The 8389-nt window shown below is 37.3% G+C and carries 12 protein-coding genes; 5 read left to right on the top strand and 7 right to left on the bottom strand.

From position 1 onward, the window contains the following. Positions 1-322: 322 nt before the first annotated feature. Genes WD048_01390 through WD048_01380 form a run of 3 tightly spaced genes read right to left on the bottom strand, consistent with a single transcriptional unit; the run spans position 323 to position 2807 of the window. Positions 323-487: a hypothetical protein gene (locus WD048_01390; protein MEX0810837.1), complete on the bottom strand. Its 165-nt coding sequence runs from the start codon at positions 485-487 to the stop codon at positions 323-325. Between the two features lie 58 nt (positions 488-545). Then, positions 546-1508 (bottom strand): 2-oxoglutarate and iron-dependent oxygenase domain-containing protein, encoded by a 963-nt coding sequence (locus WD048_01385; GenBank protein MEX0810836.1) that lies wholly within the window; start codon positions 1506-1508, stop codon positions 546-548. Between the two features lie 3 nt (positions 1509-1511). Beyond that, positions 1512-2807 carry a hypothetical protein gene (locus WD048_01380; GenBank protein MEX0810835.1) on the bottom strand — a complete coding sequence of 432 codons (1296 nt, stop codon included), beginning with the start codon at positions 2805-2807 and terminating at the stop codon, positions 1512-1514. Positions 2808-3217: 410 nt separating this feature from the next. Between WD048_01380 and WD048_01375 the strand changes: the two genes are divergently transcribed. Continuing rightward, the gene (locus WD048_01375; GenBank protein ID MEX0810834.1) at positions 3218-3376 is read left to right on the top strand and encodes a hypothetical protein; all 159 of its coding nucleotides are present in this window, start codon (positions 3218-3220) and stop codon (positions 3374-3376) included. Positions 3377-3567: 191 nt separating this feature from the next. Here the strand turns inward: WD048_01375 and frr are convergent, their stop codons facing one another. Both frr and pyrH read right to left on the bottom strand, forming a co-directional pair. Further along, the gene (gene frr / locus WD048_01370) at positions 3568-4131 is read right to left on the bottom strand and encodes a ribosome recycling factor (GenBank protein MEX0810833.1); all 564 of its coding nucleotides are present in this window, start codon (positions 4129-4131) and stop codon (positions 3568-3570) included. Between the two features lie 12 nt (positions 4132-4143). Then, positions 4144-4851 (bottom strand): UMP kinase, encoded by a 708-nt coding sequence (gene pyrH / locus WD048_01365; GenBank protein ID MEX0810832.1) that lies wholly within the window; start codon positions 4849-4851, stop codon positions 4144-4146. A 385-nt stretch (positions 4852-5236) separates the two neighbouring features. Here pyrH and WD048_01360 point away from each other — a divergent pair, with 385 nt between their 5' ends. From WD048_01360 to WD048_01345, 4 genes are all read left to right on the top strand, one after another. Continuing rightward, on the top strand, positions 5237-5686 hold the full coding sequence (locus tag WD048_01360) for a DUF302 domain-containing protein (GenBank protein MEX0810831.1): 450 nt from the start codon (positions 5237-5239) through the stop codon (positions 5684-5686). Positions 5687-5902: 216 nt separating this feature from the next. Continuing rightward, a complete protein-coding gene (locus WD048_01355) occupies positions 5903-6214 on the top strand; it encodes a rhodanese-like domain-containing protein (GenBank protein MEX0810830.1) in 312 nt (103 codons plus the stop codon). 36 nt (positions 6215-6250) lie between these two features. Then, on the top strand, positions 6251-6547 hold the full coding sequence (gene trxA, locus WD048_01350) for a thioredoxin (GenBank protein ID MEX0810829.1): 297 nt from the start codon (positions 6251-6253) through the stop codon (positions 6545-6547). 32 nt (positions 6548-6579) lie between these two features. Beyond that, positions 6580-7464 (top strand): sterol desaturase family protein, encoded by an 885-nt coding sequence (locus WD048_01345; protein ID MEX0810828.1) that lies wholly within the window; start codon positions 6580-6582, stop codon positions 7462-7464. 28 nt (positions 7465-7492) lie between these two features. Here the strand turns inward: WD048_01345 and WD048_01340 are convergent, their stop codons facing one another. Together WD048_01340 and WD048_01335 are read right to left on the bottom strand one after the other, a co-directional pair. Further along, the gene (locus WD048_01340) at positions 7493-7777 is read right to left on the bottom strand and encodes a hypothetical protein (protein ID MEX0810827.1); all 285 of its coding nucleotides are present in this window, start codon (positions 7775-7777) and stop codon (positions 7493-7495) included. Positions 7778-7816: 39 nt separating this feature from the next. Beyond that, entirely contained in the window at positions 7817-8176 is a 360-nt protein-coding gene (locus WD048_01335; protein MEX0810826.1) for a hypothetical protein, read from the bottom strand. Between the last annotated feature and the right edge of the window lie 213 nt (positions 8177-8389).

Genomic DNA, 8389 nt, shown 5'->3' with positions numbered 1-8389 from the left:
CCGTTAGTCTTATTACATGCCCGGCACACTAAACATGCCATCCTTCCAGGATGGTGAAGGTTGTTCTAAAACTTTAAGTCACCAGTCTTTGCTGATGCGGGAGGCATCAAATGTTTATAACGCTAATCACCTCCACTCCACCCGACTCCGGAGGAGTCGTATTGAATTCATGCAGCTAAGAAACTGCACTCGCTTTGTTCACATATTTCGCTCTTTCAAAGCAAACAACACGAATTTGAGTAAATCCTCAAAAGCTTGAATTAAAAAAAATTTGTTGAAATCGACTTATTGCAAACTTACACAGGGCTGCATAAAGCATTACCTATTTCATCCCCTTAGGATAAACCCCTGAAGTTGTTTTCTTGGATTTTTTTATTTTTTGTTCCCCGGTATTAGAATCATAAGTGGGGCAAGTGCTTCGGTTGCAGGAGCTCAATACAAAAAGTGCAAGAATCAATATTGCTGCTATTTTTCTTCCGTTCATCATACTTCTATAACTTACTAATTTTCCGCTTATTATCAAACTTAAGGGGAATTGTTGGTTTTCAGGCTTTTTTCAAGCCAATTTCTATTAACCTTTGATCCAAATATTCTCCAGCAGTAATATTTTCATATTGCTTTGGATTTTCTTCAGTCACACAATCTTCGAGGCAATTCAGTGGCATATCTGATTTGGGATGCAGAAAAAACGGAATGGACAGGCGCGGCAAATGCCATTTTTCACGTGGTGGGTTCACCACCCTGTGGGTTGTGGATTTCAGCACATTATTCGTTAGACGCTGCAACATATCTCCCACATTCACAACAATACTTCCTTGTGGTGCCATAATTGGCAGCCATTCTCCTTTTTTGGTCAACAACTGTAAGCCTTCGGCAGAAGCACCTACCAATAGTGTAATCAAATTTATATCCTCATGTTGTTCTGCCCTGATAGCTGTTTTGGGATCGGAGGTGATGGGCGGATAATGAATAGCCCTGAGAATACTATTGCCTTTAATTACGTGTGCTTCAAAGTAGTTTTCATCTAACTTTAGGTAAAGCGCAATGGCTTTGAGCAGGTTTCGCCCCGAATTTTCAAAAGCACTGAAAAGCTCCAGTCCTGTTTTTTTGAAATCGGGCAATTCTGCTACATCTAAGTTTTCGCGATATGCTTCATCCGGTCTTTCTTCGGGAGTCAATTCCTCGCCAAATTGCCAAAACTCTTTTAAATCACCCACATTGGAATGCTTGGCGTGTTCCTTTCCAAATGAGGTATAGCCACGTTGTCCATTGAGTTCCTTCTTTTCATATTGATCTTTTAGCTCCTGATCCATGTCAAAAAAGGCATTCACCTGATCGTAAAAGCGCTGTACCAGCTCTTCTGAAATCCCATGATTTTTTACAGTTACAAACCCCACTTCATTAAAAGCTTTTCCCAATTCGGCAACGCATTCATTTTTCTCTGCTGAACTGCCGTTTACAAATTTTGAAAGATCAACGGATGGGATATTCATTTTTGCATTTTCCATTTGCTAATTGTTTATGATTTTGGTTTGGAGTTTATCATTGGTGTCAAAATACATTATTTTACCCTTCATGCCATTTCTCTGTTCTAAAAACTCCCCGGCTTCTTGTTGCGAATTTACACTTTTCACATTGCATTGGGCATAGTAGCTGGTCTGTGGCTCTATTTTATCCTGCAATAAGAAAAGCACATATCCTTTTTCTTTTTCAGCAGCTATGGCCTTTCCTTTTTCTTGAAAATAAGCGTACTTGTCTCCTTTATAATTTTTTTTGCCCGGTAAATTAAAAATATAATACTGTGCTATAAATACCAAAAGCAGCATAATTGTCAAAGCATTGCGTCCTACTTTTGATGACAAATCACAAATTGCCAGCGCCAAAAGATAAGCCAGCGGAAAGAGTGCGTAAAGCACAGTGAAATCATGTACTGAATACTCTGACAAGAAAAGGTGCAGCAAAATGATTGGACTGAAAAACAAGAAAAGTATTGATTTCTGTTCCTTCCAGTTTATAGATTTGTAAAGTGCTACAATCACTATAAACAAAGGACTGTAATGCAAAAAGTAATTTTTAAAAATGCTTATAAAATGCTGCAATTGAAATCCTGCCCTTTCCCCTCCCCTTTGTGTCCATTCGCTTATTAATGCCGAAACACCATTGATCTGCGCATATTGATATAAGAAAAGTGCAGTTGAGACAAGTGCTGCAGAAATAAGTGCAGTAGCAATCAGATAAGGCTGTTTTTTTTTCAAAAAACTGTGTAATAGGAGCACAAATGCTGTAAAATAACCCAGCCAGGAACAATAGACCATCAGGGCAATGCTTAAACCAAGCTGGAAAAGACCAAATGCCGAAAAGCCTTGCTGCAACTTTACATAACAATAAATACTGCTGATGAAAAACAATTGTACCAGCATATCTGACATATATACATTGCTCTGAAACCAAAGGCTGACACCGTGCATCATATAAAACACTGCGCTTAATAATGCTGCCCTTGCACTTGAAATTTCCCTGATTAATAAGTAAAATAAAAGCGCAGAAAACAGGTGTATAAAGCAATGCCATATTTGCAGCCAGAAAACCGACACTTTTAAGCCCAGTGCTTTTAGCGAAAAATAAGGTAAATAATAGGCCAGTGGCGGATGCGAAACATAATAATAATTGCCCTGGCTATCATGCATTGTTCCCGATCCGGAAGCAAAATTATTGATCCATTTGTTTTCCGGTCCTGGATAGTTCATTACAGGAAGCCCTTTGTGTTTCAAAAACCCTTCCTGCTCCCAGATGTCATAAATGCGCATGACAACACTTGTGCAAAATTCATGGTGTTTTGAAAGTAGCCGGTCAAGGTTTGGCCAGCGAATAGCAAGGCTTAGCAGCCATAGCACAATAATTAGAAGAAGGGCTTTCGTGTTTGAATTCACTTTGCCAAAATAAGCAATAGCAGCGATGCCTTAAAGCAGGCACTTAAAAATCTGTTTTCAAGCCGACTTATTTTATAAAAAAAGGTTCTGTTTTTATGCCAATAAATACTGAAAATCTATTTTTTTATGATAAAAATTCATTTCAAAACCCTTGCTCACAAAGCATTCCCTTATTAATATCAAAATTTTTATTGACTAATCAGTTTGATTTATATAGCTTTGCCTTTGCTTTTGAACTTTTACTTAATGGAATTGTTTCATAGAGCGCATAATTAAAACTTAATGTTATGAAAAGTATCTTAAGTCAATCAAATCACTCACGCTTGCAAAATACGGTAAGTATGTTTAGAAATCTTCTTGGATTAGACCGGGAAATGCTTAGGAAGTACATTTCGGAAATCCTCTTTTTCGAGAACACTACCCAAAAAGGTAAAATCTGGCGCTAAGCTTTATCCTCAAAATTTATTGTTACGCTTTTTATATACTCAATGTTCACGCATTGAGCTTATATACGGAATAGAAACTTATAGGTTTCGAATTGTGCAATTAATTTTCCCATAAGAGAAGAATATATTGGGGATTTATGAACCTGGAGCTGATCTGATTTTCAGAATCGGAATTAGCTTAGTTGTTTTCACTAAACCTTCATAATATCTTCTTCTTTGCGTTTTAAATGGGCTTCAATTTTTGCAGAATAGGTATCAGTGAGTTCCTGGACATTGTCAGTTGCAGCTTTTGCCTGATCTTCTGAAAGGCCTTCTTTTTCAAGTTTTTTTATTTCTTCATTAGAATCTCTGCGCACATTTCGTATGCTTACTTTGCTGTTTTCGCCTATTTGCCTGGCTTGTTTTACCAGGGCCTGCCTTCTTTCTTCTGTAAGTGGGGGAATATTAATGCGAATGGTTTCTCCATCATTCATTGGGTTTAGCCCTAAGTTAGAAGCGTGAATGGCTTTTTCTATATCTGGCAATAAACCTTTTTCCCAGGGTTTGATCATTATAGTGCGAGCATCGGGAATGGAAATGGTTGCCGCCTGATTAAGCTGGGTGTTTACCCCATAATAATCAAAGAATACAGAATCCAGCATGGAAGGATTTGCTTTTCCTGTTCTGATTTTTGTCAGTTCAGTTTCCATATGCAAAAGTGCTTTTTGCATTTGCTCTTTGGCATCATCTAATATAAAAGTTATTTCTTCAGTCATGATAACTTATGTTTATTGGGAAACAATTGTCCCCATATTATCTCCATTTAGTACTTTGGATAAGTTTCCTGCTTTATCCATGTTAAACACAATTATGGGTAAATTATTTTCATGGCACAGGGTAAATGCAGTCATATCCATAATATTCAAATTGCGTGAATATACTTCAGAAAAAGTCAGCTTATTATATTTTACAGCATTTTCATCTTTTTCAGGATCAGCTGAATAGATTCCGTCTACTCTTGTTCCTTTTAAAATTACTTCGGCATTAATTTCTACTGCTCTAAGTGCAGCGGCTGTATCAGTTGTAAAATAAGGGTTCCCTGTTCCTGCTCCAAAAATAACAATTCTGTTTTTCTCTAAATGTCGCATTGCTCTTCTGCGAATATAGGGTTCGCAAATTTCTTCCATTTTTATTGCAGACATCAGTCGGGTATAGAGTCCGGCTTTTTCCAGTGCACTTTGAAGTGCCATTCCATTGATTAAAGTAGCGAGCATCCCCATATAATCTCCCTGGGCTCTGTCCATGCCATTTTCTTCAGCTTTTAAGCCCCTGAAAATATTACCTCCTCCAATAACTATGGCCAACTCTACACCTTTTTCTGTAATTTTTTTTATGTCTCCGGCATATTGCGTAAGTCGCTCAGGGTCAATGCCATATCCTTTTTTACCCATTAATGATTCACCGCTCAGCTTCAGTAGTACGCGTTTGTATTTCATATGCTTGTCAAAATTAAAAAAAGAAACTTAACTTTTGTTATGCAGTGTGGGTATTTAATTTGTTAAGTCAATAAGTTTATTGGGTTTTCAGGTTTATAAGTAATTAAGTAGGTAAGTTATAAGGGGCAATATTTTTGAGAAATATTTTAACAATCAAAAATAATATTATTGCGTTTGCAATATTTAAATAATGTGAAAAGGGATTAGAATGAACCTTTATGATTGATCCATTGCTTGAGGGAGTATCATTGTCCTGACTATTCGAAAAAAGATGTTTCCTCACTTTCGTGAATGTCATTATTCTTGTTGTTCAATTGTTTCAGCTCTTCTATTTTTTCATTTATTTATAAATTGCCTATTTTGCTAGAAACCAAAAATTAAAAAGATGAACCTTCAATTGGGTATTGCAATTTTGTTTGCCTCTATGTTTTCATTTACCCAGGCACAGGAAATACAAACGCATAAAAGTGCGTATTCCCCGGAAGAAACCTCTGCAAAATTAAAAGAGCTTCTATTGAGCAATAGTTTCAGTATTATTTCCTCAATCAATCACTCCGATGCTGCAGAAAAAAATGATATAATACTGGGATACAACGAGCTTTTGATTTTTGGAGATCCGCAAGTTGGTTCTTTGTTAATGCAAGCAGACCCTCGAATAGGGGTGGACTTACCATTGAAAATCTTAATTTGGGAAAAGGATTCAAAAACATTCATCAGCTATAAGAACCCCGAATTATTTTTGAAGCTATATAAAATAGAGCAGCAAAAACAAATCATCGATAAAATGCAGGGGGCGCTGGAAGAAATCATGGAGACTTTAAAAACGGAAAACTGATTTTCAACCCTGTTAAATATTATAATAAAACCATGTCCGGAGTCAGGTTTTGCATTCCTCAGTTAAAGCAATCGATCTTTTAGGCAAAGCAGCATTTGTATTGTTTCTGTTTACTTTATTGGAAAATTCTTATGTAACAAAAGTAACGCCATTCCCTTTTTTTAGCTCATAAATTTGTATTCAGAAACTATTTACAAACCATTAAACTGAATAAACATGGGGCTTTTTGGAAATATATTTGGTGCGGGCACCGACACTGAAAAAGTAAAAGAAATGATAAAAAACGGTGCAACAATTATAGATGTTCGCACTCGTTCAGAATTTACGAATGGGCATGTAGCAGGCTCTAAAAACATACCGCTTCAGGAAGTGCAAAGCAGGGTAGATGAGTTCAAAAAAATGAAAAATGGAATTGTACTCTGCTGTGCGAGTGGAAACCGCAGTGGGCAGGCTACAGATTTCCTGAAATCACAGGGTCTGGAATGTGTTAATGGTGGTGGATGGAAACAAGTGAACGCGTTGGTGTAGAACCGTTGTTCTTTTTTTAATCATTAAAACGAAGTTATGGCATCATTTAAAGAATTGATAGAATCTGACACGCCTGTTCTGGTGGATTTTTTTGCTGAATGGTGTGGCCCTTGCAAGGCTATGCCCCCTATTTTAAAAGAATTGAAAAGCAAAATGGGTGATAAGTTGCGCATTGTAAAAATAGATGTGGATAAAAATCAACAGGCGGCAGCAGCTTATAATGTGCGGGGAGTCCCCACTTTGATCTTATTTAAAAACGGGGAGCAAAAATGGCGGCAGTCAGGTGTTGTACCTGCAAATCAATTGCAACAAATTATTAACACAAACTGCTAACACAGTAACTTGTACGCTCAAATATAAAATGAATGGAAAAGTACTGGAAGATATTTATTGATGCTTATTCGGGTTACTGGAATTACCTGAAGCATGAAATAACAGAACCCTCCTTCCACAACTATTTCTATTGGCTGATAGGGCTTTCGTTGCTGATATGGGTACTGGAAATTATTATTCCATGGCGAAAAGGGCAATCTATATTTAGAAAAGACTTTTGGCTCGATGGCTTTTATATGTTTTTCAATTTTTTCATCTTTTCGCTGATTCTTTACAATGGTCTTTCCAATGTAGCGGTAGAATTGTTTAATGATTTTTTGGGTCTTTTTGGCATTACCAATATGGTAGCAATACAGGTCAACACTTTGCCGGTATGGCTTCAATTGCTATTGCTTTTTGTGATTGCCGATTTTATTCAGTGGAATGTTCATCGCATGCTGCATAGAATTCCGTGGATGTGGGAATTTCACAAGGTACATCACTCGGTTAAAGAAATGGGGTTTGCCGCACACTTGCGCTTTCACTGGATGGAAACCATTATTTACAAAACGGCACAGTACATTCCGCTTTCTATGATTGGCTTTGGTATTGCAGATTTTTTCATTGTTCATATTGCCACAGTCGCCATCGGACATATGAATCATGCCAATATCGGGTGGGATTATGGGCCATTAAAATACATACTTAACAATCCAAAAATGCATATTTGGCACCACTCTAAAGAATTACCCAAAGGACATCGTTATGGTGTGAACTATGGGATCAGCCTCAGCCTGTGGGATTATTTGTTCAAGACTGCAAATATTCCCGGTGAAGGAAGGGATATTACCCTTGGCTTTTCTGATGACGAGGATTTTCCAAAGAAACTGGCCGGACAATTGATTTATCCGTTCAGTAAGAAGCCCCAGCGGAAATAGGAGCAGCAAAAGAAACCCTGTTTCGCCTTTATTGCTTCATCCTTAATTGATGGGGGCTTGTTTTTGGAATGCGTTCTATTGTTCCGCGAGCTTCCAGGTCAAGTTTTACGGTTACAATGTACCAGGTGACTTTTCCGTCAAATGATTTTTTCAGCTTTTCAACTGCCAAATCATTAAGTGCTTTAAAACTGATTGCTTTGTGCTCAGCTATTGTTTGCAGTATAAAATCTTTGATGACATCATACCTTCGTTTCAGAATATTCACCCCTTGTTTCCCCTGGGGGTGCAATGTCATGATTTTTTCTTCTTTCATGGGCGGTGGTTTTTTATTAAAAAAATCATTTACACATTGTTAAATCTCTACCTCAATTTCAGGCACACCCTCTTCATCCAGGGCGCCAAATCTTAAGTGGGCTACAGCACCCTTCATAAAAGGGCATTTTTTTAAAGTGGGAAGAACTGTTTTAAAGAGTTTCTCTGCATTGTGACCATACATAAAGAGAAAACCGTGGCTGCTGTCCATGGCAATTTCATGCCAGTCATAAACGCCAACTCCGGCATCATTAATTTGCTTGTTCAGCTTCGTATCCAAATTGTGCAAGGGATCAAGCTCCTCAATTCCATAAAGAAAATGAACGACTACGGAATGCTGTAAAAATTCGCGTTTGGATTTGCTGTTGCCATTCTCAGAGAAATTATCAGTGATCAGCATCTTCCTTAGAATTTATAAATGAATTGGATTAGGCGTTACACCTGCCTCTTTTCACGATTGATATAAAGATAAAAAATTGTATTTATTTACTCTATGGGCAAATGCAAATTGTACAAGTTTATTATAGAAAAAACATGATTACCCAATTTTCTTTCCACTTTAATAGAAATAAATGAGAAGTTTGCCTTTTGTTCTGTGGATACTGCTAAAGTA

This window comes from Chitinophagales bacterium (assembly GCA_040877935.1).
Taxonomy (GTDB): domain Bacteria; phylum Bacteroidota; class Bacteroidia; order Chitinophagales; family CAIOSU01; genus JBBDNB01.
This window is presented reverse-complemented; position numbering and strand designations above follow the sequence as displayed.

What these genes read in the sequence shown, in the direction of transcription:
- frr (MEX0810833.1), bottom strand. Translation starts at nt 4,131, where the DNA reads ATGACTGAAGAAATAACTTTTATATTAGATGATGCCAAAGAGCAAATG.
- WD048_01360 (MEX0810831.1), top strand. Translation starts at nt 5,237, where the DNA reads ATGAACCTTCAATTGGGTATTGCAATTTTGTTTGCCTCTATGTTTTCA.
- WD048_01385 (MEX0810836.1), bottom strand. Translation starts at nt 1,508, where the DNA reads ATGGAAAATGCAAAAATGAATATCCCATCCGTTGATCTTTCAAAATTT.
- WD048_01355 (MEX0810830.1), top strand. Translation starts at nt 5,903, where the DNA reads ATGGGGCTTTTTGGAAATATATTTGGTGCGGGCACCGACACTGAAAAA.
- WD048_01340 (MEX0810827.1), bottom strand. Translation starts at nt 7,777, where the DNA reads ATGAAAGAAGAAAAAATCATGACATTGCACCCCCAGGGGAAACAAGGG.
- WD048_01390 (MEX0810837.1), bottom strand. Translation starts at nt 487, where the DNA reads ATGATGAACGGAAGAAAAATAGCAGCAATATTGATTCTTGCACTTTTT.
- WD048_01375 (MEX0810834.1), top strand. Translation starts at nt 3,218, where the DNA reads ATGAAAAGTATCTTAAGTCAATCAAATCACTCACGCTTGCAAAATACG.
- WD048_01335 (MEX0810826.1), bottom strand. Translation starts at nt 8,176, where the DNA reads ATGCTGATCACTGATAATTTCTCTGAGAATGGCAACAGCAAATCCAAA.
- WD048_01380 (MEX0810835.1), bottom strand. Translation starts at nt 2,807, where the DNA reads ATGCGCATTTATGACATCTGGGAGCAGGAAGGGTTTTTGAAACACAAA.
- trxA (MEX0810829.1), top strand. Translation starts at nt 6,251, where the DNA reads ATGGCATCATTTAAAGAATTGATAGAATCTGACACGCCTGTTCTGGTG.
- WD048_01345 (MEX0810828.1), top strand. Translation starts at nt 6,580, where the DNA reads ATGGAAAAGTACTGGAAGATATTTATTGATGCTTATTCGGGTTACTGG.
- pyrH (MEX0810832.1), bottom strand. Translation starts at nt 4,851, where the DNA reads ATGAAATACAAACGCGTACTACTGAAGCTGAGCGGTGAATCATTAATG.